Annotated in this window: 20 protein-coding genes; 7 read left to right on the forward strand and 13 right to left on the reverse strand. The window is 58.3% G+C overall.

Going from position 1 to position 22,958, the window contains the following annotated elements; genetic code table 11:
• Window positions 1–61 precede the first annotated feature (61 nt).
• The 5 genes from Q1A51_RS22575 to Q1A51_RS22595 are packed head-to-tail and all read right to left on the reverse strand — an operon-like array spanning window position 62 to window position 6,006.
• On the reverse strand, window positions 62–1,549 hold the full coding sequence (locus Q1A51_RS22575) for an AMP-binding protein (protein ID WP_299602752.1): 1,488 nt from the start codon (window positions 1,547–1,549) through the stop codon (window positions 62–64).
• Window positions 1,546–2,949 (reverse strand): aldehyde dehydrogenase family protein, encoded by a 1,404-nt coding sequence (locus tag Q1A51_RS22580; RefSeq protein ID WP_299602756.1) that lies wholly within the window; start codon window positions 2,947–2,949, stop codon window positions 1,546–1,548. The genes Q1A51_RS22575 and Q1A51_RS22580 overlap by 4 nt, the downstream gene beginning before the upstream one ends.
• Window positions 2,950–3,003: 54 nt before the next feature.
• Window positions 3,004–3,975, reverse strand: coding sequence for a tripartite tricarboxylate transporter substrate binding protein (locus Q1A51_RS22585; protein WP_299602759.1), 972 nt, complete (start codon window positions 3,973–3,975; stop codon window positions 3,004–3,006).
• Window positions 3,976–4,015: 40 nt separating this feature from the next.
• The gene (locus Q1A51_RS22590; RefSeq protein WP_299602761.1) at window positions 4,016–4,480 is read right to left on the reverse strand and encodes a tripartite tricarboxylate transporter TctB family protein; all 465 of its coding nucleotides are present in this window, start codon (window positions 4,478–4,480) and stop codon (window positions 4,016–4,018) included.
• Window positions 4,477–6,006, reverse strand: coding sequence for a tripartite tricarboxylate transporter permease (locus Q1A51_RS22595; RefSeq protein WP_299211435.1), 1,530 nt, complete (start codon window positions 6,004–6,006; stop codon window positions 4,477–4,479). The genes Q1A51_RS22590 and Q1A51_RS22595 overlap by 4 nt, the downstream gene beginning before the upstream one ends.
• Before the next feature lie 99 nt (window positions 6,007–6,105).
• Here Q1A51_RS22595 and Q1A51_RS22600 point away from each other — a divergent pair, with 99 nt between their 5' ends.
• Window positions 6,106–7,140 (forward strand): substrate-binding domain-containing protein, encoded by a 1,035-nt coding sequence (locus Q1A51_RS22600; protein ID WP_299671539.1) that lies wholly within the window; start codon window positions 6,106–6,108, stop codon window positions 7,138–7,140.
• 119 nt (window positions 7,141–7,259) lie between these two features.
• On the opposite strand, the gene Q1A51_RS22605 is transcribed toward Q1A51_RS22600, so the two are convergent.
• The 4 genes from Q1A51_RS22605 to Q1A51_RS22620 are packed head-to-tail and all read right to left on the reverse strand — an operon-like array spanning window position 7,260 to window position 13,208.
• A complete protein-coding gene (locus tag Q1A51_RS22605) occupies window positions 7,260–8,210 on the reverse strand; it encodes a glycine betaine ABC transporter substrate-binding protein (protein WP_299602768.1) in 951 nt (316 codons plus the stop codon).
• A 30-nt stretch (window positions 8,211–8,240) separates the two neighbouring features.
• Window positions 8,241–9,827, reverse strand: coding sequence for an ABC transporter permease subunit (locus Q1A51_RS22610; RefSeq protein WP_299602771.1), 1,587 nt, complete (start codon window positions 9,825–9,827; stop codon window positions 8,241–8,243).
• A 1-nt stretch (window position 9,828) separates the two neighbouring features.
• Window positions 9,829–10,887 (reverse strand): betaine/proline/choline family ABC transporter ATP-binding protein, encoded by a 1,059-nt coding sequence (locus Q1A51_RS22615; protein WP_299211447.1) that lies wholly within the window; start codon window positions 10,885–10,887, stop codon window positions 9,829–9,831.
• Window positions 10,884–13,208, reverse strand: coding sequence for an aminomethyltransferase family protein (locus Q1A51_RS22620; protein WP_299602774.1), 2,325 nt, complete (start codon window positions 13,206–13,208; stop codon window positions 10,884–10,886). The genes Q1A51_RS22615 and Q1A51_RS22620 overlap by 4 nt, the downstream gene beginning before the upstream one ends.
• Before the next feature lie 117 nt (window positions 13,209–13,325).
• On the opposite strand from Q1A51_RS22620, the gene Q1A51_RS22625 reads away from it, so the two are divergent.
• Window positions 13,326–14,327, forward strand: coding sequence for a LacI family DNA-binding transcriptional regulator (locus Q1A51_RS22625; protein ID WP_299211453.1), 1,002 nt, complete (start codon window positions 13,326–13,328; stop codon window positions 14,325–14,327).
• Window positions 14,328–14,397: 70 nt separating this feature from the next.
• Here Q1A51_RS22625 and Q1A51_RS22630 read toward each other — a convergent pair whose 3' ends face one another.
• Window positions 14,398–15,663: an MFS transporter gene (locus Q1A51_RS22630; protein ID WP_299602778.1), complete on the reverse strand. Its 1,266-nt coding sequence runs from the start codon at window positions 15,661–15,663 to the stop codon at window positions 14,398–14,400.
• Between the two features lie 115 nt (window positions 15,664–15,778).
• Entirely contained in the window at window positions 15,779–16,108 is a 330-nt protein-coding gene (locus tag Q1A51_RS22635; RefSeq protein WP_299602782.1) for a hypothetical protein, read from the reverse strand.
• Window positions 16,109–16,287: 179 nt separating this feature from the next.
• Between Q1A51_RS22635 and Q1A51_RS22640 the strand changes: the two genes are divergently transcribed.
• A complete protein-coding gene (locus Q1A51_RS22640) occupies window positions 16,288–17,154 on the forward strand; it encodes a DMT family transporter (RefSeq protein ID WP_299602784.1) in 867 nt (288 codons plus the stop codon).
• On the opposite strand, the gene Q1A51_RS22645 is transcribed toward Q1A51_RS22640, so the two are convergent.
• Entirely contained in the window at window positions 17,143–17,949 is an 807-nt protein-coding gene (locus Q1A51_RS22645) for a putative rhamnosyl transferase (protein WP_299602787.1), read from the reverse strand. The genes Q1A51_RS22640 and Q1A51_RS22645 overlap by 12 nt on opposite strands.
• Before the next feature lie 21 nt (window positions 17,950–17,970).
• A complete protein-coding gene (locus tag Q1A51_RS22650; protein WP_299602789.1) occupies window positions 17,971–18,780 on the reverse strand; it encodes a heparin lyase I family protein in 810 nt (269 codons plus the stop codon).
• 379 nt (window positions 18,781–19,159) lie between these two features.
• On the opposite strand from Q1A51_RS22650, the gene rpsL reads away from it, so the two are divergent.
• From rpsL to Q1A51_RS22670, 4 genes are read left to right on the forward strand one after another with little or no spacing between them, the layout of a single operon-like run.
• Window positions 19,160–19,531 carry a 30S ribosomal protein S12 gene (gene rpsL / locus Q1A51_RS22655; RefSeq protein ID WP_109385713.1) on the forward strand — a complete coding sequence of 124 codons (372 nt, stop codon included), beginning with the start codon at window positions 19,160–19,162 and terminating at the stop codon, window positions 19,529–19,531.
• A gap of 12 nt (window positions 19,532–19,543) precedes the next feature.
• Window positions 19,544–20,014, forward strand: coding sequence for a 30S ribosomal protein S7 (gene rpsG, locus Q1A51_RS22660; protein WP_189371941.1), 471 nt, complete (start codon window positions 19,544–19,546; stop codon window positions 20,012–20,014).
• A 26-nt stretch (window positions 20,015–20,040) separates the two neighbouring features.
• The gene (fusA, locus tag Q1A51_RS22665) at window positions 20,041–22,158 is read left to right on the forward strand and encodes an elongation factor G (RefSeq protein WP_299211487.1); all 2,118 of its coding nucleotides are present in this window, start codon (window positions 20,041–20,043) and stop codon (window positions 22,156–22,158) included.
• Between the two features lie 19 nt (window positions 22,159–22,177).
• Window positions 22,178–22,852 carry a sulfotransferase family 2 domain-containing protein gene (locus Q1A51_RS22670; RefSeq protein ID WP_299671542.1) on the forward strand — a complete coding sequence of 225 codons (675 nt, stop codon included), beginning with the start codon at window positions 22,178–22,180 and terminating at the stop codon, window positions 22,850–22,852.
• Window positions 22,853–22,958: the final 106 nt, after the last annotated feature.

Genomic DNA, 22,958 nt, shown 5'->3' on the forward strand with positions numbered 1-22,958 from the left:
CTGGTCCCGAGGCATGTTTCTTTGGTTGCCGATGGTGAGAAGAAGGCCCGTTGAAGGGCGTTCAGATCAAGGATGCCAACTTGAGCCTTTGGATTTTCCCGGATGGTCCTTTCGGCAACTCCTTGAGAAAGTGGATGCTTTCCGGGGATTTGAATGCGCCAAGCCGTTGGTGGCACAGGGCGATCAAGGCAGCCTCTGAGAGCTGTGACCCGGGTTTGACGCTGACGGCAGCTTCGACCCGTTCACCATAGCTTTTGCAAGGGCGAGCGAAGGCAGCCGCTTCGATGATGTCCGGCTCGGAATAGAGAACCTCGTCAATCTCGCGGGGGGCGATGTTTTCACCCCCCTTGATGATCAGCTCTTTCAGGCGACCGGTCACGAAAACATAGCCGTCTTCGTCTATGTGCCCGAGATCCCCGGTGCGGAGCCATTCTCCGGCAAAGGTTTTGGCTGTGGCCTCCGGGTTGTGCAGGTATTCGACCATCACGTTCGGGCCGCGAATGGCGATTTCACCCTCTTGCAGGGGCGGTGCATCCTCAAGATCGGCGGTCAGGATGCGCACCTTGTTGCCAAAGGCGATGCCGGGGGATCCGATTTTGCGTGTGCCGGGGGGGAGTGGGTTTGAAAGAATTTGCGCTGCGGTTTCGGTCAGTCCCATTGTCTCGATGATCGGAACCTTGAAACGCTCTTCAAAGGCGGATTGAGTCTCGACCGCCAGGGCGGAGGAGGCAGAGCGCCCAAATCTCAGCCGGGCGGAAACATCTGTGTTCGGGTTGGTGTCGCTGTGCAGAAGATGGCTGATGATTGTCGGCACGACCGAGAACCAGGTTACCTTGGCACGGTCGGCCTGTTCCCAGAACTGGCTGGCTGAAAACTTGGCGGTCATCGCCAGCGATCCGCCAGAGACGAGTGACCCCATCAAGGTGACGCAAAGCCCGTTGATGTGGTAGATTGGCAAAACGCAAAAGCCGCGATCCTTTGCCGATAAGTCATGTGCGATGGCAGTCGTCCATCCGCCCGCGAGCAGGCTGGCGTGTGCATGCACGACACCTTTTGGCTGACCGGTTGTGCCGGACGTGTACATCAGCAATGCATGCTGCGCGGCATCGAAAGTTGCCAACGACGCCCGCTGCGCCAGCATGTCTGGTTCAAGGATTGTCAGTCGGGTTGGTGCAACCCGAGCAATCACGTCCCTCTGACTGTCGTGGACAAAGGCGTAGCGCGCACCGCTGTGATCGAGGGCATAAGCGATTGCATCAGGGCCCGCCGCCAGATTGATCATGGTTGCCCGAAACCCACCATAAAGAGCGGCATAGAGCGCCACGACACCGGCACGACCGTTGGGATGAACGATGGCTACGCTTTCGCCGGGGGCGACACCTTGCCCTGCCAGTCCTTCGGCCGCTGCTCGGGCCTCATCGCGCAGGGTTCGCCAATTAAGCGCATCCCCCGTTTCGGGGAACACAATCGCGACGCCACCCGTGTCTGCCCTGGCATCAAGCCAGTCCTTCACGGTGCCTTTGGGCGGCGTGTTCCGGTCAAGGATCATTGTCCGGCTTCGTTCCAGTAGTCGCCAAAAATCTCATCGAGTGCGGGTTCATTGGCCGGGATTTCCCGCACGATCTTGGTGGTTTGCATGAAGTGGCGCCAGTGCAGGTTGGTATCAATCGAATTGCCACCCCAAGACCCGCACCCCATCGACAGCGAAAAGGGCATGCCATTGGTGAACGATCCGCCCGTGGCAAATGTATGGGCCTGATTGACGATCACCCGGCTGGTGGGGATTGCCTGTGCGAGGATCAATGGCCGGTCTTCCATTTGCGTATGTAGCCCGACGGAATGACCCGCGCCCTGATGCAACTCGATCTCGCGGGTGATGCGCACCGCATCCTCGAAATCCTTTGCACGATAGACTGTCAGAACCCGGCTGAGTTTCTCGCCCGACAGCGGATGATCGGGCCCGATGCCTGATGTTTCGACGGCCAGATAGGATGTGTCGGCCGGCACCTCATCTGTCAGCCCGAGTGCGGCGATCATCTTGTCTGCGTCCTGCGCGATGGCCCTTGGGTTCAAGTGGCCTTTTACCCACAGCTTGGACGTGACCTTGGTTTCGTCTCGGATCAGCGCGCCGCCCGTGCGGGCCATTTCGGCGGCAAAGTCGTCATAGACCGCATCCACCACAACGACTGCGTTCTCGGATGAGCAGGAGGTGGCGTTGTCGAACGTCTTCGATGCTTTTATTTTCTCTGCTGCCGCTGCCAGATCTGCTGTTTCGTCAACGATCACCGCCACGTTGCCTGCCCCAACGGCGAGTGCGGGTGTGCCCGACGTATAGGCCCGTTTCACATTGTTCTGGCTGCCGGTGACGACGATCAGATCGGTGATCTCAAGTAGGCGCTGCGTCGTCTCCTTGGAGCCACGTCCGGGAATCATCTGGACAAGATCCTTGTCGATGCCCAGCTTGTCGAATTCGGCGTGGATATAGCCCAATAGTGTTTCGCAGGTCGGCACGCCTTTGGGGGAGGGCGAAACGACGATGGCGTTGCCACATTTCAACGCGTTGATGATGTTATTTGCAGGGGTCGCGCCCGGATTGGTCGAGGGCACCACCGCTCCGATGACACCAATGGGCCTGGCCACCTCGGTGATACCAGTGGTTGGGTCGTCGGCGATGACCCCATATGTCCGCGCCTCTTTGATGTCGCGCATCAGGCCAAGGGTCTTGCGATGGTTCTTGGTGATCTTGTCAGGCACATTTCCCAGGCCCGTGGTCTCAACCGCGAGCTCCGCCAAATGGCGGTTGCGAGCGGGTTCCATGATCGCCCATGCGGCGGCTTGGGCTGCGCGGTCATATGCTTGCTGTGATCCATTGCGTTCAAAGGCGACTTGCGCCGCCCGCGCGCGGGCTACGATGGCTTCCACGTCTGCAATGGGATCAATGGTGTTCATGGGTGTGTCCTGATTAGTGTGCAGCGCCCGCGAATCGGGCGCTGCACTTGTGATTTAGAGACCGGCAAGCAGTTCTTCGAGTGTTGCCTGGCGCGCTGCCCACATTTTGAGCACTTCGTCGCGCGTCATGATGTTCATGGGCGAGCCGCCCGCGGCCATCCGGCTTTGCACCCGACCGTTTTCGAACATGGCGGGCACGGTTGTCGCCAGCTTGTCGATGATCGGCTGTGGCGTACCCTTGGGCACCATCACGCCGCGGAAGTTGACCGACGCGTTGTCGATCTCAAAGCCCTGTTCCTTCATGGTGGGGACATCGGGCAGGAACTCTTCGTTCCGTTCCAGATCAAAGACGCCGAGGATTTTGACGTTGCCCGCTTCACGCGCGCGGAATGCGTCGGACAGGTTGTTCACTCCGCCCAGTACTTCGCCTGCGATGACGGCACGCATCGCACCTGCGCCCCCTTTGTTGTTGGGGATGTAGGCGAGTTTCACGCCTGCTGCCTTTTCGAGCTGGAGCGCGGCAATGTGGTGACCCACGAACAAACCGGCACCAGAGAACGTCAAGCCGCCCGGGTTTTCCTTGGCATAGTTGACGACGTCTTCCATCGAGTTGAATGCGCTGTCCGCACCAACAACAAAGACCGCAGGGTCTGCGCCCCAGTTCGCAATCGGTTCAAAGCTGTCGGCAGAGTAGGATACGCCGCCTTCGATCGACTGCGCGATGAAGTGCGGGATGTTGTAAGCACCCAGCGTGTAGCCGTCAGCCTCGGCTTCGGAGGCGAACCAGTTCCAGCCGACGCGGCCACCCGCGCCGGGACGGTTGACGATGGCAATGGGCATGCCAAGCGCATCTTCATTCCCGGCGGTCATTGTGACGATGCGCGCCTGGAAATCCGTCGCACCACCGGCACCGTAGCTGACCATCATCAGGATGGGCCGTTCTGGATAGGCTTCATGGCCATCGGCATGCGCCGACCCCGCCATTGCGGCGAGTGCAAGCGCCGCCCCTGTGATCCATTTTTTCATTTTATTCCTCCCTTGGGGTTAAATCTGCCGCTTTTGCGGTTCAGAAAAAAATCTCTCGCGGTGTGAAGACATTCAGCAATGCCGCGAAGAGGCCGTACATGACCGCCATGAAACCGGCGGTGATGAGTATCCGTTTGATCCAGCTTTTGATGTCTGAATGCGGGGCCGGATCGTAGAGCGATACAAGCACAAAGAAGGCGATGGTGGTTGCCGTGTAGAACCCCAGCCCCTTGGCCGCCCAGAAGACATAGATGATCGCAACAATCAGCCCCGGCAGCATCTTACGCATTGCGTCTGCGCTGATCCCGTTCCCGACTTTTGTCCGACCAAGGATGGCCTTTGCGAACGTCCAGATGGCGAGAACCGCAAAGACGGATGAGATCAGTCGTGGGAAGACAAATGCGTCTGCTGGTTCCTGCGTGAAACTGATGTAAGCGACGCTGATGCCAACCCCGGCGATAAGACCCGAGGCGATGATGTGCTGGCTGCGGGGCAGATCGCTCATGACATTGCCTCTTCCTTGGCGACGGCGTCGTCCTTGGTAGTGTATCGACGCGCGGCGATCTCCATCCAGATCGAGTAGCTGATGGACGCCAACACGATCAGGATCAGGAACCAGTTGAGCCAGCCGGTGAAGAAATAGGCCCCGGTTCCAACTGTTGCGTTGGCGATCATGGACCCTTGGATAAAGTTCGCTTCGGCAATGGGCCCGAGGATCAGACCAAGGACAAGCGGGGCTGCCGAGAAGCCGAACCGTTCAAGAAAGTACATCGCCATCCCCAGCGTCGCCATCACATAGACATCGCCCATGGAGTTCTGAACCGAGTAGCTTCCGAAAACGGCCAGGCCCAGCACAATTGCGGCCATCACCGCATGCGGCACCCGTGCAACGCTGGCCGCCAGCCCAGCGATGTAAAGCCCAAAGACACACATGAGGATTTGCCCGATCAGCATGGAGTCGATGAATGTCCAGGCGACTTGCGGGTAGTTCATGAAGAGATCAGGACCGGGGAAAATCCCGTGGATCAAAAGCCCGCCAAGCAGCACCGCCGCTGTGGGTGAGCCCGGAATTGAAAGCGTGAGCAGTGGTACAAGAGAGGGTCCGACCATTGCGTTATTGGCACTTTCCGCCGCGATGATGCCTTCGCTATGGCCGGTTCCGAATTTCTGGCTTTCCTTGCTGAATTTCTTGGATTGGTCATAGGCCACCAACCCTGCGATCTGGCCACCGACCCCGGGGATCAGCCCAATGATGGAGCCTGTCAAAGTGCCGATGGTCAGTGCCGTCTTGCGCTTGATCACTTCGACGACGGCGAGCCGGATCGGATGCCGCTTGACGCTGATCACCTCAGCATCATCGCTCGAGCGTCCCTTGGTGAACATGGTGATCACCTGCGGGATGGCGAAGAGGCCAATAAGCGCGGGGATCACGTTGATCCCCCCGCTGACTGACGGATGGAATATGAAACGCTGCGCCCCCATGATGTCGTCAAAGCCAATTGTAGCGAGCCAAAGGCCGATGCACCCGGACAGCAAACCCTTCACGACCGAGCTGGAGTCGAGGGTTCCGATCACGGTCACGCCGAGGATTGCCAGCCAGAACAGATGGGATGGGCCAAATGCCAGTGCCCACTGCGCAAGAACGGGTGTGAGGAAAATCAAAAGGAAGACGCCGAACAATCCTCCCACTGCGGAGGCGAGGAAGGAAAGCTGCAGCGCTTTCGCGCCTTCGCCTTTGGTGGCCATGGTGTGGCCATCCAGCGTTGTGGCGATATTGGCAGGTGCGCCTGGGATTTTCAGCAGGATTGCACTTACCGCGCCGCCTGCCACGGTCGATGTGTAGGCGGCCCCAAGCAGGATCAGCCCCTGTTGCGGTTCCAGTTGAAAGGTGAAGGGGATCAACAGCGCAACGGCCATTGTTGGCGAGAGCCCGGGTGTCGCCCCAAGGATCAGGCCGCCAATTGTGCCGAGCAACAACAGCCCGAAATTGATCGGGGTAAAGACATCGCCCATGTAGAACAGAAAGTCCATCAGGCCCAACTCCTCCCAAACTCAGGCTTGACCCGTAACGCTAAGCAATGAAAATAGTTTTGCAAATGTTTTCATAACTCTCCGAGTTTAGGTATTTAGGTGTCTGAAACAAAACCAAAAAAAGTGGATATCCTGACGGTCGCAAAAGCCGCGCGGGTGTCAGCGTCGACGGTTTCACGCTACTTCAATCATCCCGACTTGCTTAAGCCTGCGACGCGCAAGCGCATCGATTCCGCGGTGCGTAGGACGGGATACATTCGAAATCGTGCGGCCCAAACCATCCACGGCATTCGTTCGGGAACGATTGGTGTGCTTATCCCGACATTGGACCATGCGATCTTTGCCGAAGTTGTGCAGGCCTTTTCCGACACCGTGGCCGAAAAGGGTTTTACTATTCTTCTCGCCTCGCACGGGTATGACTTGCAGCGCGAATACGCGATCTTGCGTAAGTTCCTTGAACATCGCGTAGATGGGGTCGTTCTGACGGGTCTGGATCATGATGACGCTGTGTTTCAGCTTCTTGACCAGCAGGAGATCCCTTGCGTGCTGATGTGGAACCACGCGGCAGGATCGCGTTTCCCCTGTATCGGTGCAGACAATGAACAGGCAGGGCGCATGATCGCGGAGCATGTCTTGTCACTGGGGCACCGAAAGATCGCCTGCATGTTTCCACCCACTGACGGCAATGACCGGGCGCTTGCCCGGCGCGACATCGTGTTACAGACTTTGAAAAACGCAGGTGTATCCGTTCCCGATGCTTGGTCTCTCACCACCGTTTACAGCATCTCTGAGTCGAAAACGGACGCTCGAAAACTGTTTTCTGGTCTCAACCGGCCCACCGCTCTGATTTGTGGCAACGACATCCTTGCAACCGGGGCACTTTATGGTGCCAAGGCGGCTGGGCTGTCGGTCCCGGACGATATCTCGATCGTTGGGATTGGCGACTTCAAAGGGTCGTCGGACATCGAACCTGCGTTGACGACAGTGCGGCTTCCGGCAAAGCGTATTGGTCACGAGGCCGGCAAGGCCCTGGTCGCTGCAATCATCGACCAAGAGACCTGGGACCAGCGCAGTTTACACTGCGAACCTACGCTCATGCTTCGTCATTCTGCGCGGGCGGTGTCAGTTGGGTAATGGCGAAAGCGCTTCTTTCCTTGAAGTTGGCCCGACCGGAAATAGCCGTTTTGGGGCCATAAAAAAGAAAACCCGGCGCGAGGTAGTCCTCACGCCGGGTTTCCTGAACTGTCAGCGGCTTAGTTGATCCAGCCGTTCACGACGTCCATGTTTTCGGCCACCCATTCTTCGGCCACATCTTGCGGATCCATCTCGTCCCGACCGATTGCCAGGATCCAGCCGTTCACGACCGCAGGATCCAGTTGGATTTGGCTCAGGAACTTGGCCGCGGGTGGGTTCCGCTCTTCCAGCGACTTGGAGTAGCTGACAAAGATCTGAGCGTCCGGCGTTTTGCAGCCTGCTTCGGACACTTCCAGCCAGTCCTCACCATCCAGCTGCAGGTTCAGGCAGCCTTCTGAGTGCTCGGGCTCTGCCAGTGGCGCGATGTCATAGGCGGCGTGGATCCATTCAGGCGTCCAGTAGTAGAACAGGATCGGTTTCTGGTTGCCGTAGGACGATTTCAGCTGTGCCTTGAAGGTCGCGTCCGAGATGATCTCGGGCTCCCACAGTTCAGAGAGGCCATAGGACTTCATCTTGACCTGCCAGATCTTCGTGGATTTCCACGATGCATCACCGGCCCAGTATTCACCCTTGCCGTTGCCGTCCTTGTCGAACATGGCCGCAACCGCCGGGTCCTTCAGATCCTCGAACGAGCTGATCTGGTCGGACATGTAGCTGGGCACGTACATTTGCTGTGTACCGGCATAGGGCTGGTTATGCGCGACGGTGCCTGCGTCTTCGATGAAGCGATCCCATGGGCCTTGCTGGTTCGGCATCCACATGTCGGTCCAGACGTCGGCCGAGCCGTCGCCCTTGTCCATACCGGTCGCGATGATCGCCTGGTCGGACAGACCTTCGACGATTTCGGCTTCAGAACCGAGCGGCCCCTCGATGACCGTCTTGATGACGTGCGCGATGGCTTTGGCACCGGTCCAGTTCAGGTCCGAAATGGCTACCTTTTCCTGGGCCGAGGCACCGACTGCGGCAACCGACAGGGCCCCTGCAGCGGTGAGGGTTGTCATGAGTTTCATATGTGTCTCCCTTATTGAACTCATTCTTGGTTAGTGTTTGACGGTGTTGGCCTTCTGAACGACCCGGTCGATCATCATCGCCAGAAGTGCGATGCCGATGCCGGCCAGGATGCCAGCACCTGTACGGGTGTTTGCCAGCGCTTCGGTCACGATGAAGCCCATGCCGCCCGCGCCGATCAGGGCCGCGACAACGACCATCGACAGCGCCATCATCACAACCTGGTTCACACCGGCCATGATCGAGGGAAGCGCCTGGGGCAGTTCCACCTTTGTCAGCAGCTGACGGGGGTTGGCGCCAAAGGCGAGCGCCGCTTCCTTGGTGTTTTCAGGCACGTGTTTGATCCCGAGCGCTGTCAGCCGCACCATGGGTGGCATGGCGAAAATCACCGTGGCGAGGATGCCCGGCGGCTTGCCTATTGAGAAGAAGGCGACCGCAGGCAGCAGGTACACGAACGACGGGATCGTCTGCATGATGTCGAGGATGGGCGTAATGATCGCCTGTCCGCGTGTCGACTTGCCCACCCATATGCCCAGCGGCAGGCCGAAGACCACGCAGATGATCGATGCCGCGACCACGAGGCTCATCGTGTCCATGGCCGTTTGCCAGAAGCCGAAGAGGGCGAGGTACACGAGAGAGGCGGCTACGAATATGGTTATTCGCGCCCCGGCCATCGTGTAACTGATGGCCATGATGGCCCCCATGGCGATGATCCACGGCGTGCCTACGAAGACGGCGGTGATGGCTGACAGCATTGATCGAAGGAAGGTCGTGATCCCGTCAAAGAAGAAGCCGTAGAAGGCTGTGAGGTAGCCGATGCCGTCATCGATCAATTGCGCTGTGTAGCTGTTCAGGTTGACCGGCGGCAGACCGTCGCGCGGTGCTTCACGGCGCACAAAGCGGTTGCCGTCATCGTCCCGGGGATAGGTGACGGTGTCGCGCCGTTCGAGCCAGACAATGGTGGGAAATTCCCCGATGATCATGCAGTCGAATTGATCCTTGAACGCCACCTCTTCGCCTGCTGCAATGGATCGTGCCTGTTTGATGCAAGTCCGTTCTTCGGGTGGGAATTGCGAGGCGCGATACAGCATCAGTGGTGCGATCATGGCGACGATGACTGCAGCCCAAATCAGCCGTTTCATGTCCCATCCCGAGGGTTTGCTGTGATCCACCCGCCAGACATTGTATTGCCGGAAATAGATGCGGTCGGCGAGCCATCCAAACAGCACACGACCCAGGACAAAGATGATCACAGCCGCCCAGAGGCTGGACATCGTCCAGTCTTCGTAGCGAACCACGAGGAAGTCCTTGCCGTCGATCACGGCCTGTTCCGCAGCACGGGAGAATTTCCAGACCTGCATCAGGTAGACGGCTGCCACGAGGTCGATCAGGAAGCCGATCCAGAACAGCATTTTGTTGGCGCGGATCGCGGCCCAGGGAAAGCCAGCAATGGCAGCCAACCAGTTGATGTGGGTGGAAGGCAGCTTGGCCTTTTGGATCGATAGAAACGTCTGGGCGAAATAGCCGCCAGACTTGTCGGCGAAATCGGCAAAGGGCTTGGTTTCATCCGTTGCTGCCGCTGGCGCACCGCCTATTTGATCGGGTGTTGTATCGGTCATTTTATGCCTCCCCCTGAACGCCGTGCAGGATTGCATCCTTGGACACGACGCCCACAACGTTGCCGTCATCCTTGATCAGGACCGGATGGTCTTGGTTGACGCTGAGCGCGATCAGTTTGTCGAGGTCGTCATCCGGTTCCGCCACGGGTGCCTCGGCCTGTGCCACAGGCCCTTTACGCGCCTCGTAGGCGGCCAGTGGCTCCATAACCGTGTGGGCGTAGAGCAATTTCAGTTTCGAGATGCCCGCCACGAAGTCGGCCACATAGGCGTCCGCCGGATTGGTCACGATGTCTTCGGGCGTGCCGACCTGAACGATCTCACCATCCTTCATGATGGCGATGCGGCTGCCCATGCGGATCGCTTCATCCAGATCGTGGGTGATGAACAGCGTCGTCTTGTTCATCGACTTTGACAGCTCGAGGAATTCATCCTGCAGTACCCGCCGGATGAGCGGGTCGAGGGCCGAGAATGGTTCGTCCATCAGCAGGATATCCGGGTCGGCGGCCATGGCGCGGGCAAGGCCCACACGCTGCTGCATCCCGCCCGACAGTTCGGAGGGCAGGCGGTCGCCGTAGCCTTGCAGGCTGACCAGTTCGATCACACGGTCCGCGACTTGCGCCCGCGTGTAGGCATCGACATTGCGCAGCTCCAGAGACAGGGCGACGTTGTCACGCACCGTGCGGTGCGGCAGCAGGGCCATGTTCTGGAACACCATCCCGATCTTGTCGGCGCGCATGGCACGCAATTCTTCGGCATTCAGTTGGCCGACATTGGCGCCGTTGATCAGGATCTCTCCGCCCGTGGGTTCGATCAGACGGTTGATATGGCGAACAAGGGTGGATTTGCCTGAGCCCGACAGGCCCATGATGCAGAAGATTTCTCCTTCACCGACCGAGATCGACACGTCCTTGACCCCGACAACGGCGCCGAATTCTTCCAGCACGTCCGCCTTTGACAGGTTGTCCCTGCGGACGGCTTCCATGGCTTCGTCAGCCCGGTTGCCAAATATCTTCCAAACGTTGCGGGTGACGACCACCCCTTCTTCTGTATTTTCGGTCACGCGCGTGCCTTTTCTCTTTTTGGGTCCAGGAAGGGCAGGTCGACAAGCGTAGCACCTAGGCGCTTCATATGTCCGTCCAGTTTGCCCACTTCCAGTTCCGTGCCGGGTGCGGCGTTTTCGATGGCGACCCGCGCCATGCATATGGCATGGCCGAGCGCAGGAGAGTGGCAGGCGCTGGTGATCGTGCCCACCTGTTCGCGGCCGACAAAGACGCCATCGCCGTGGCTTGGCACCTCGTTTCCGACCATGGATAGCCCCACGAGTTTGCGTCGGGGGGCAATGTTATTGCGCTCAAGCGCGGCGCGTCCGATGAAGTCGGGTTTCTTCAGATCGACTGCAAAGCCCAGCCCGGATTCAAACGCATCCATGTCGGGGCCGAATTCTGCGCCGGCGATCATCAAGCCTGCTTCGATCCGCAGCATTTCGAGCGCGTCACCGCCCATCGGCACCAAGCCAAGCGGGGTTCCCGCGTCGATCAACGCGTCCCAAATGGCAACGGCGTCGTTGCTGTCGCAAAAAATTTCGTATCCCAGTTCACCTGTGAAACCAGTGCGACACAGCATGAACATCGGCCCCTCCCGGTCGTGAAGCCGGGCAATGGTGAAGCCGAACCACTTAAGGTTATCAAGTGTGGGACGGGACGGTTGGGTAAAGACCAGCTTGCGCAGGATGTCCCGTGATTTCGGCCCCTGCAGCGCAAGGTTCTGCATCTTGCTGCCATGGCTAAGGACCCGCACATTCAGGCCATGTGCCTCTGCCTGTTCGCGCAAATGCAAGCTGGAATTATCCGATCCACAGCACCAGCGGAATGCGGTGTCTTCCAGCCTGAACAGCGTCCCGTCGTCCAGCACGGATCCGCGCTGATCGCACAGCAAGGCATACAAGCCGCGATGGACAGACAGCTTGGCCACATTGCGTGTCATGCAAAGCTGCAAAAGCTCTTCGGCATCCGGTCCCACGATGTCGAACTTCCTGAGCCCGGACATGTCCTGCAGGGTGGCGGCGTTCTTGCAGGCCCAATACTCGGCAACCGCGCCGGTTGCGTCATACTGTGTCGGCATCCAGAGTTGCCGGGCGACCTGGTAGCTGCTTGTCAGTTTCGAGATGCGTGGGTGGAAGGCCGAATGGGCCGTCATCTGTACAGCATCTCCAGGATTTGACCGCCACGACACCGCGTGTTGGATATCGCTGTTTTCTTCATAAATACGCACGTGAATATCCGTTGGGTTCCAGCCATTGATGGGATCGACATCATCGGGGCAGGCCGTAGACACGCAGACCAGATCCGTCAGCGCCTGAAGGGCCACGTAATCTCCGGGTCGTGACCATGCCTCGTCTGTTGCGATGTGGTGGTCTTGCCAATCGATCCACGAGTTGAAAAAGAAGTTGATCGCGGGCCAGGCGCGCCGCGATTGAATGCCGTAGGGGGCAAATGCTCCGCTTATGTTGTCGGAACAGTTGATGTGGCCGGGAAATCCGCGTTCCTCGTACCCGCGTGCGGTGCAGGCAAGCGCAAAGGTGTCGTGCCGTCCGACGGTATCCTGGCGCACCGCCAGCAGCGGTTTCATGTCCTGATCAAAGAACTTGTCGTGCAAGCCGGGCAGGGGATAGGCGCCGCGTGCCAGTGTGCGGGAAACGGCACTGTCGATGTACCGTTCGGTTCCTTGGTCCAGTGCGTCATTGCGCATCGCCATGAAATCCGAGCACTGCTGCCCGTCGACATCAATAATCTGGACGAATTGCCCCTTTTTTAATGTGTAAGCGTGTGCCGTACCGCGGCTGACACGCCATTCGTCAACAACACGGCCCATCGGTTCGGGCAGCGATGCGTCACGGATCGATCCAGTTGGAGGTTGGACGGACAGAGCGACAAGACCGCCGCCACCGATACTGAGATATTCCCGCGACACGGGGACGATGCAAAACAGGTCAGCGTCCTCGGTCATCTTCGCAATGTGGATGTCACCCGGTGCGTCTGATGCGCCAAAGATGCGCAGGCCGCGGCCCCGGGCAAGATCACTGTCGCGTCCATGTGCGAGCATGTCCATCTGACGTTTGTCGAACCCATCGACGGGCAGTGGTTGACCAGCTTCGCCGACTTGCGCAAATGCCGAGAGGTCAAAATCGCGGGTATTGTCCGTCAGCGCGGTCAACCAGACGTCACATCCGCCGTCCACATTGGTGATCGATATCACCGAGCCTGCGCGAACGCGTATCCTGCCCATTTCGCCGTAACGTATGTCGCGGCGGAGTGCGGCGGCGTCCTTTAGACCCTGATACCGCGCGCGAGCAGGCGTGTAGGTATCGCTTCGTTTTAGCACGTGGCTATTCCCTGTTTGGTTCAAGCGTCAATTGATAGGTGCGCTGTGTAACCGGTTACATTTGAACACTTGCGAATCGCTTTGGTCAAGCATCTGGTGCGGAGGAGGGGGATTATCGTGGCAAAAATCGCGGCAAGTATCAGAGATGTGGCACGGGACACCGGGTTATCCACGGCGACGATCTCTCGCGTCGTGAATGGTGACACGAAGGTCAGCGAAAAGACCCGGCAACTTGTGCTAGATGCGTGTAGCCGTCTTGACTATCTGCCCAACCCGGCGGCTCGCGCGCTGTCAACGCGCCGGAGCAGAGTGGTGGCTGCCATTATCCCGACAATTGAGCATTCGGTCTTTGCCAAGTTCATTTCAGCCATCGAACGGACGCTCGGCCTGCATGGCTATTCCCTGGTTCTTGCGATCTCGAATGCCGATGAGGCAGAGGAATTGGCGGCAGCCCGCAAGCTTTTGGGTATGGGCGCGGATGCGTTCATTCTCAGCGGTCAGACGCATTCCAAAGCACTCTTGGGTATGTTGGCCAAGCGACAGGTGCCTTACGTCTATACGTCCGTCTGGGATCCGCTTTGTGAGCAACCTACCGTGGGATATGACAATGCTGATTTGGCAGGCCAAGCTTTGCGGCATCTATACGCCAATGGGCACAGAAGGGTGGCAGTCGTCCATGGGCCGCTTGCTGAAAGCGACAGGACAGTGGCGCGCCGGGATGGCGCGCGGGCATTGCGCGGCCTTTTCGATACGCTGGATTTCTTCGAAACGCCATTGAGTGTGGCGGGGGGCAAAGCCTGCGTTGGTCACCGGTTGGCGGATGGGGGAGGGTACTCCGCATATCTGTGTTTTTCCGACGTGCTTGCACTAGGCGCTTACTTTGCTTGCGCAGACGTAGGCAAACAGATCCCGCAAGACGTGTCGGTCATGGGGTTTGACAACCTCGATTGGGCGGAGGCCGTTGTGCCGCCGCTCACGACCATCGACCTGCCTGCGTCTGGCATGGGGGAAGCTGTGGGCACCCACATCGTGGAATGCCTTGAAACCAGCGCGCCGATGCAAAGCCAACAGTTGACCGCACGCATAATCGAACGAGGGTCGGTGGCGCAGCTGACCTAGCGATCCGACGTCGGTAGCCGACCGTTTTACGCGTGTCGCTGAGTGCTGTGCAGCGACGCATACTACCCGTCTAGTTGGACCGGTTCATCGGTTGAAAGCCACGCCCCAACGGTCTCCATGCGCACACCGTCAGGAGAGCCGCCCCGGCGGCTGCCAAGACAAAGGGTGATATCAGTGCAAATGAACGCGGTATTGTCTCTTCTGCCACGCCCACGACCAGCCCGGACAGCAGCAAGCCGATGGGCATCATGCCCCAGGCCAGCAGGCGATAGATGCTGTTCACGCGTCCAAGCAAGGCGTCGGGAATGTATCGTTGGCGGTAAGATACCGAAACGGTATTCCAGATCAGGCCGGTGAACTCGAACAACGCCAGAACCAGAGCCAGCACATAACCGTTCGGTGCAAATGGGATGATGGCGAAGGCCACGGCCGACGCCAGTGTCATCCATTGGGCGGCCCTGTTCTGACCAATGACTTTCACCACCCGGTCCGCGACAAAACCTCCGGCAATCCCCCCAACCGCGCCGGCGGCAAGGATCAGTCCGTACCCTTGCGCTCCGATCCCGAGGTTCTCTTGAACGTGCAAAATGAGTGCGATCACGACCATCTGATGCAGCAGGTTCCAAACGCCGGTGATCACGGCAAGCACCTGAAGAAAGGGGGCTGCCCGCAGGAAGGCGATACCTTCGGCCAGATCGGCACGCAGTGAGCTTTGCTGTGTGCGCGTTGGTCTGAAATTGCCAGGTAGCGTTAATATGAGCAGGGCGGCGAGCGCAAACATGACGGCATTCATTGAAAAAGGCGCCCAGACCACGGCGGCGATCAGAAAGGCGCCGAGCGCGGGGCCAAGCAGCGAATTGCCAACCAGTTCAACACTCCAGAGCCGACCGTTGGCCTTTTCAAGTTGATCGTGCGGCACAAGGGCCGGCAACATGGTTTGAGCGGCATTATCCCGAAAGACCTCGGCCGTGCCCACAAGCAGCGCACAGGCGAGGAGAGCATAAAAAAGAAATGGGTCCGATGTTCCGTCGTTGGGCGCTGGTGCCAGTGGGGACGCGGTCCAGACCAGGATCGTGGCGGATGCAAAGGCAACTGCGCGCAGAACGTCCATGCCTAGAATAAGCTTCCTGCGATCCACGCGGTCCGTCACCACTCCTGCAGGCAAGGCAAACAGGAACCATGGCAGTCGCAGTGCAATGGGCATAAGCGCAATCAAAAGCGGATCGCGGCTGAGCAGCGAAGCGATCCAAGCCCATACAACCAGGGCAATGCCATCTGCCAGATTTGTCATGCCGCTCGCGGCAATGAAACGGGGCAGACGGTTGGGCTTGGACATGGTCACCTCGTTACATGCGATGGACCATGTGTAGGGGTTTAAGTGAACTTGAGGTCAAGCCCCAAACGGACGCCTTGTTTTTGCTTGCGGCTGTGAAGCAGAAACCGCTCGGAAATCACTCGTACTCGTGACGAATGGTTATGTTTTCCCCGTTCTCGCGCGTGATCTCGCGCGCATAAAACTCGTTCAGAAAAAGATCATTGTCGAGGACACCCGACACACGGATGCGTTCGCCGCTTTTTAGGTCAATCATTTGCGGCCCAAGGTACACACGCACCGTGCCGGATTCATCGCGCAGCCGGATTTCATCGCTGTCAAAAAACTTGTCTACAACACCTTCGACAGTGGCGGTCTGGCCACGTTGCATACTGGCGATAGGTACAACGTCGGACAGTGCAGGAGTTGTAATGCCGATGGCGACCGCCAAAGACAGAAAGAAACGCATGAGATCCTCATTTTGTTGAATACCTGATTGATTTAGTGTGATTTAGATGCTTCACAAGTGAGCCGGACACGGGATACGCGAAACGACGCTGACCGGCGGCCTGCTGTCCGTCCGGTTTCGCTCTGGTCTTCACTGCGGCTGAACGCTAGCGTGCCCGTGAATTGATCCGGCAGGTCCTGATGTCCCCCAACACAATCGGCGCGCTCTTGATGATGGCGTCCATGGCGTCGTTCACGATCAATGATACGTTGATCAAGCTAACGGATGGCGCGGTGCCGCTGATGCAGCTGTTGGTCATCCGAGGTGTGCTGTCATCATTGTTGATCCTGTGCATGGCCCGGTGGCTGGGAAGGATCCACTTTCGCATTGGGGCGCAGGACTGGGCATTGATCGCGGTGCGATCGGTGGCAGAGGTAGGCGCCGCCTACTTCTTCATAACCGCACTACTGAATATGCCGCTGGCGAATGTGACCGCGATCCTGCAGGTCTTGCCTTTGACCGTCGCAGTTGGGGCAGCCCTGTTTTTTCGAGAACCATTGGGTTGGCGCCGTATGTCGGCGATCCTTCTGGGCTTTATGGGTATGCTTTTGATCGTGCGACCGGGGGCGGAAGGTTTTTCACTGTGGTCAGTTTATGCCCTGATCGCCGTGCTTTGTGTCACAGCGCGTGACCTGGCGACGCGTCGATTGTCGGCGGATGTGCCGTCCATGACGGTAACTTGGATCGCCGCACTGACCGTTACTGCCTTTGCCGGTGTTGCCTCAACCACTACGGAATGGGTGCCCATCGACATGCGCCTTGGCCTGCTGATCGGCGGTGCATCGGTCTTTATCATCGGCGGCTACTTCTTTTCCGTACAGGTGATGCGTGTGGGCGAGATCAGCTTTATCGCACCGTTCAGGTACACCGGCCTTGTGTGGGCCCTGGTTCTGGGCTGGTTGGTATTCGGTGACTGGCCATCGTCTCTGACCTTGGTGGGGGCCGCCATCGTGGTGGCGACTGGTCTGTTCACCCTTTATCGCGAGCGTAAGCTGTCAGCGCGCTGAGAACACGCTGCGCACGTGGTCAATATCCACGGCGAAGCGGTCTCGGAACAGTTGTTCCTGCTGCGGTGTCAGCGGATCGACCGGCACCGGTTTGACCTTTTTCTGACGGCTGTCATTGTATCCGTTGTGCGTGCGAACAAACATGTCCGGGTCGGCATAGGTGATGCACGGCATGAATTGCGGGATCCGTTCATGCATGAAGTTGTGGATCGTCAACTTGCAGTCCCCCTGAATGTACATCCCCAGGGCCGACACATAGAACGCGCGGTAGATCTGCGTCGCTGAAATGCCATCTGCTCCAACCTCGGCGACATATCCCTGGTTCCAGTCCAATCCGATGGTCTTGTGTTTCTTTGTCAGGGGGCGCGCGTCCTTGGCCGCCTCGCGCAGCTTCTCGATGAAGTCGACGGCACATGCGTCATCATCATCGTGCCGGAACTGGATGCACGGGTTCGAGGGGTTGCGGCGGGCATTGTTCAGTAATGCCTTGGACATCTCGCGGCTGGGATGGGGTGGCTCGGCTATGATCTGTACCTGTTTCATGTCTGACGTCAGATCATGCAACCGGTCGCGATGTTCCTTGGGAAACTGATCACCGATCAGGATCAGAAGGTCAAAGTCCTGATCTGTTTGTGCGCGCAAGCAGGGCAGGGCCATCGTTTCAAGAAGGCGGAACCGTTCTTCGAGCCGGTCGCGCGCCCAGAGATAGGCCATACGATCTTCGATCGTTTCATGGCCTACCTGGAACCCGCCAATGGCGGGGTAGGAAAAGCGGCAGAGCCCGATGATCTGCATGGTCTGGTTGTGCCTCTTTGCTCAGTCGACTGCTCGGCGTTGAGCGTCGACCGTGACCTTTTCATAATTGCGCCCCATTCGCACCTCGTCAAAATACACCACTTGTGTTGGCATGGGCCCGCGGTGCTGACTGACGAAAGACCGATAGATGCCATATTTGAAGTAATACGCCTTGGGCGCATAGTTCTGATTGTAATTATGCGCCGCCACACGCGTTCCGTTCTTGTACACTTCGATGGTGCCGGGTGCCGTCTTGGTGTTCACGCGCACAACGAAGTCCGTCCATTTGCCGCGTAACTCACGGATGGAGGCAATGTTGTAGTCCTTGATGTCATTGCGCACGTTGTCGAACGGGCCGGACAGCACGTGCACACGCAGGAAGTAGCGGTCGCCCAGCATCTCCATCTGGAACACGCCCGGCTCGGACGGGAAGCCGCCGGTAAAGCCGGTCGGGCCGCCCTTCATCTTGACCTGACCCACTGTTGTGCGGACGCGTGAACTGGTCTTGAAATCCGGCGGCAGGTAGATCGAGAATCCAATCCATTGGTCCGTGCCCGCACGCCAGTCCTTCTTGACGTAAAGCTCGGATCGTTCCCGGTCATTGTCGCAATCGCTCCAGCCATCGTCCCAACCACAATCACCTGCTCGCACTTCGAAACGCTGCGCGCGTTTGCCCAACCGTGCATTACCTTTGACCTTTGCAAAGCCGTGCTTGGTGGTGTTCTGTTTCATGCTGCGTTCGACGGGCAGACGCTGGGCGTTGACCGGGTCGGGTATGGTGAAAGCGGTGAGGGTGAGGCAGAGCAGCCCAAAAAGCGATAAGAGTTTCATTTTTCGTCCGAAATACTATTGCCTCAAGGTCTAGCGGCCATCTCGCGGACCTGTCCAGTGAAAGGGGCCGATCCGTGAGAGTTGGAATTCGGCAATGTGCCCTATCTCACGGTCGGCCGCCCTGTTGACACCCTCAGAGACTCGCCATATACGCGCGCTATCTCGGCAAGGGGGTCGCCCCGGCACCGAAATCAAAACTTAAGTGGACACGATCCGGCCCCTGCATTGGCCCGATCCTCTGGAAACCCACCGCGTCGCCCCTTCGACAGGAGCGATTGCGGTTTTTGCGCTGTTGTGGACGCACAGGCAGCGATGGAATTGAAACCGCGGGTTGGACCCGCATGACACATGTGTTGATGAGACGGGGAAAGAACCTGCAATGCCAACGATCCAACAGCTGATCCGCAAGCCGCGGCAGCCCAAAGTAAAACGCTCGAAGTCGCTGCACCTTGAGGGCAACCCTCAGAAGCGCGGCGTGTGCACCCGTGTGTACACCACCACACCCAAGAAGCCGAACTCGGCCATGCGTAAGGTTGCCAAAGTGCGCCTGACCAATGGTTACGAGGTCATCAGCTACATCCCCGGCGAGAGCCACAACCTGCAAGAGCACTCGGTTGTGTTGATCCGCGGCGGTCGTGTCAAAGACCTTCCTGGTGTACGTTACCACATCCTGCGCGGTGTTCTGGATACCCAGGGCGTCAAAGATCGTAAGCAACGTCGTTCGAAATACGGCGCCAAGCGCCCCAAATAAGGAGAGCAGCAGATGTCACGTCGTCACGCCGCCGAGAAACGCGAAGTCCTGCCCGACGCCAAGTATGGTGATAAGGTGCTGACCAAATTCATGAACAACATGATGCTGGACGGAAAGAAATCGACTGCCGAGCGTATTGTTTACAACGCGCTTGATCGCGTTGAGAGCAAAATCAAGCGCGCACCCGTGGAAGTGTTCCACGAAGCGCTGGACAACATCAAGCCGTCCGTCGAAGTGCGTTCGCGCCGCGTCGGTGGTGCCACCTACCAGGTGCCTGTTGAAGTTCGTCCCGAGCGCCGCGAAGCGCTGGCCATCCGTTGGCTGATCACAGCCAGCCGCGGCCGCAACGAAAACACGATGGAAGAACGCCTCGCCGGTGAACTGCTCGACGCTGTACAGTCGCGCGGTACTGCCGTGAAGAAGCGTGAAGACACGCACAAGATGGCCGACGCCAACAAAGCGTTCAGCCACTACCGTTGGTAATCCAGACACCCTGAGGAAGCAGCCCCATGGCACGCGAATATCCGCTCGACCGCTACCGCAACTTCGGCATCATGGCTCACATCGATGCCGGCAAGACCACATGTTCGGAACGCATCCTGTACTACACAGGCAAGTCCCACAACATCGGTGAGGTGCACGATGGTGCGGCCACCATGGACTGGATGGAGCAAGAGCAGGAACGCGGCATCACCATCACGTCGGCTGCGACCACCACGTTCTGGGAACGCACCGAGGACGGTCAGACGGCGGAAACTGAAAAGCATCGCCTGAACATCATCGACACCCCCGGCCACGTGGACTTCACCATTGAAGTTGAGCGTTCGCTGGCGGTTCTTGATGGAGCTGTCTGTGTTCTGGACGCCAACGCTGGCGTTGAGCCGCAGACCGAAACCGTGTGGCGTCAGGCTGACCGCTACAAGGTGCCGCGCATGGTCTTCGTCAACAAGATGGACAAGATCGGCGCCGACTTCTTCAACTGCGTGAACATGATTGAAGACCGTACCGGCGCCCGCGCTGTTCCTGTCGGTATCCCGATCGGTGCAGAGACCGAGCTGGAAGGTCTGATCGACCTCGTGACCATGGAAGAGTGGCTGTGGCAGGGTGAAGACCTGGGCGCGTCCTGGATCAAAGCTCCCATCCGCGCCGATCTGGCTGACATGGCCGCCGAATGGCGCGAGAAGATGATCGAAGCCGCCGTCGAGCAAGACGACGACGCGATGGAAGCCTACCTTGAAGGCAACGAACCCGACGTTCCCACGCTGCGCAAACTGCTGCGCAAGGGCACGCTGGCGCTGGACTTTGTTCCGGTTCTTGGTGGCTCGGCCTTTAAAAACAAAGGTGTGCAACCGCTGCTGAATGCCGTGATCGACTACCTACCCAGCCCGCTGGACGTTGTTGATTACATGGGCTTCAAACCCGGTGACGAAACCGAAGAGCGTAACATCGCCCGTCGTGCGGATGATGACATGGCGTTCTCGGGCCTCGCATTCAAAATTATGAACGACCCCTTCGTGGGCTCGCTGACCTTCGTCCGCGTCTATTCGGGCACCCTGTCGAAGGGCGACTCGATGCTGAACTCGACCAAGGGCAACAACGAGCGCGTTGGTCGTATGATGATGATGCACTCGAACGACCGGGACGAGATCACCGAAGCCTTTGCGGGTGACATTATTGCGCTGGGTGGTCTGAAGAACACCACAACCGGTGACACGCTGTGCGACAAGAATGACCCCGTCATTCTGGAAACGATGAACTTCCCTGATCCGGTGATCGAGATCGCGGTTGAGCCCAAGACCAAGGGTGACCAAGAGAAGATGTCTCAGGGTCTGGCCCGTCTGGCCGCCGAAGATCCGTCCTTCCGCGTGGAAACTGACCTCGAAAGCGGTCAGACCATCATGAAGGGTATGGGCGAACTTCACCTCGACATCCTCGTTGATCGCCTGAAGCGTGAATTCAAGGTTGAGGCGAACATCGGTGCCCCGCAGGTGGCCTACCGCGAGACCATCGGCCACGAGGTCGAACACACCTACACCCACAAGAAACAGTCGGGTGGGTCCGGTCAGTTTGCCGAGGTGAAGATGATCATCACCCCGACAGAGCCGGGCGAAGGCTACTCGTTCGAGAGCCGCATCGTTGGCGGTGCCGTGCCCAAGGAGTACATTCCTGGCGTTGAAAAAGGCATCAACTCGGTCATGGACAGCGGTCCGCTGGCGGGCTTCCCCGTCATCGACTTCAAGGTTGCCCTGATCGACGGTAAGTTCCACGACGTTGACTCCAGCGTTCTGGCCTTTGAAATCGCGGCCCGCATGGGTATGCGCGAAGGCATGAAGAAGGCTGGCGCCAAGCTGCTGGAACCGATCATGAAGGTCGAGGTCATCACGCCTGAAGAATACACCGGTGGTATCATCGGTGACCTGACATCGCGTCGGGGTCAGGTGTCGGGCCAGGAGAACCGCGGCAACGCAATTGCCATCGACGCGATGGTGCCGCTGGCCAACATGTTCGGCTACATCAACACACTGCGTTCAATGTCGTCGGGCCGCGCCCAGTTTACCATGCAATTCGACCACTACGATCCCGTGCCGCAGAACATCAGCGACGAGATCCAGGCGAAATACGCTTGATCAGCTAGGGAACGGTTTGGTGGCTGTCGTGCTTAACAAATATAAATTATCGATCATGTTGGTCCCGAAAGGGGCCAGCACGACGATTAAGCACGTGGCGTTCGAGATTGAGAACGGGTACCCGTTCAAACCCTTTTTCACCAACAGCCGCCGTCGACAGATCCATCACCTGTATCAGTCCCGCATGTTCAAGTTTGACCGCGATATGGTGAACTGGAAAAATGCCGTGTTCGCCGTCATTCGTGACCCCGTCGAACGGCTTTTGTCTTGCCATTCCAATCGTGTTCTGCACTTGGGAGAGCTGGATAAACTGCCCCTCACGGACGAAGATCATGAGAAGGGCGTCACAATGCGGCCTTCGTTTGGAACGTTCGTGGCGCATTTGCACCGGTATCGGGAGCTGTCTGACAAGATCAAGCATCACAGCCTGCCGATGGAACGTTTCCTGGGCGGGCGCGCTGACCGTTACACCCGCATTTTCGACTCTGCTGATCTGTCGGAATTTTGGACGATGCTCCGTGAACGGATCGGAACGTTGCCTGAAATCCCGCATGAGCAAACCGGCGGGCGGGACCTGAAGGAACGCAGTATTTCTGGACAGACCCTTGATCGGATCAAGCAGATCTACGCACGGGACTACGATATTTTCGGGGATTTTTTGACCGCGAAAGAAAACACATTTGCAGTCAGCTGACTGCATTGGGAAAGTAAAAGGAGGCCATCATGGCAAAGGAAAAGTTTGAACGTACGAAGCCGCACGTTAACATTGGCACGATTGGCCACGTTGACCACGGCAAGAC

The sequence above is a fragment of the uncultured Tateyamaria sp. genome (genome assembly GCF_947496075.1).
GTDB lineage: Bacteria > Pseudomonadota > Alphaproteobacteria > Rhodobacterales > Rhodobacteraceae > Tateyamaria.